Consider the following 1,101-nt stretch of genomic DNA (forward strand, 5'->3'; position numbering starts at 1 on the left):
AGAGGGCGTCTGATTCACGTATTTTGCGGGTGATGCCGTCTTCAGGTGTCTCGCCAGGTTGGGGTGGTTTCGTTGGTGATGCGTTTGGTGAGGTTGTCGATCATCGCGATGCGGATCATGCTGGCGGAGTTAGCGGGCCGGGCTTCGTAGTCACGGGTGAGGCGGCGGTGGAGCATGATCCAGCCCAGGGTGCGTTCGACGACCCATCGGCGTTTGACCACGGAGAATCCTTTGACCTGTGGGTCTTTGGTGACGACTTCGACGTCGATGCCGAGGGTGGCGCCGTGTTCGATCATTCTGTTCTTGAAGCCGGCGTCGACCCAGGTTTTGGTCAGGTCTGGGTGGGTGGCTTTGGCTTGGTCGAGCAGGTTGATGCCGATGGTGTTGTCGCTGGTGCTGGCGGCGGTGACGATGACGGCGAGGAGCAGGCCGAGGGTGTCGGTGACGATGCCGCGTTTGCGTCCGATGATCTTCTTGCCGGCATCGATGCCCTGGGTGGGCAGGGGTGCGTTGGTGGAGGTCTTCACGCTCTGGCTGTCGATGACACAGGCCGACGGCTGCGTGGCGCGTCCGGCTTTGGTGCGGGCCAGGCCGGTGAGTTGGTAGTTGAGCTGGGTGAAGATGCCTTCCTTGCTCCAGGCGGCGAAGTAGCCGTAGACGGTGGCGTGGGGCGGGAAGTCGTGGGGCAGGTAGCGCCAGGCGATGCCGGTGCGGTTGACGTAGAGGATCGCGTTGAAGATTTCCCGCAGGTCGTGGGTGGCGGTGCGTCCGCCGACGCCGGCGTCGGTGCGGGCCTGACGCCAGGCGGTCAGGCGTGGTGCGATCAGCGCCCAGCGGGCGTCGGACAGGTCGGAAGGGTAGGCGGGTCGCTCAACCATGCCGAAGGTCTACTGTGGATCAGCCGTGGTGGATCGCACCTGGAGTCCGACGATACGAGGGCTTTTCTGAACCAGACACGTTCTGCGGGATGAAGCTGGCATATCGATGCGGCATCAGTCAGGGCAAATAGTGCCGATGATGATGAGTCGGCTGCTCTTCTGGCCCGGCATTCGGCGGGCCGAATGCCGCCAATCGCACGCAGACAAGATCAAAACGCCCAGT

General features: G+C 63.1%; 1 protein-coding gene. It reads right to left on the reverse strand.

Features of this window, described 5'->3' with window-relative positions:
- Window positions 1-41 precede the first annotated feature (41 nt).
- Entirely contained in the window at window positions 42-878 is an 837-nt protein-coding gene (locus ABZ780_RS31785; protein ID WP_357012795.1) for an IS5 family transposase, read from the reverse strand.
- Window positions 879-1,101: the final 223 nt, after the last annotated feature.

The sequence above is a fragment of the Micromonospora sp. NPDC047467 genome (assembly GCF_040643095.1).
Taxonomy (GTDB): Bacteria; Actinomycetota; Actinomycetes; order Mycobacteriales; family Micromonosporaceae; genus Micromonospora.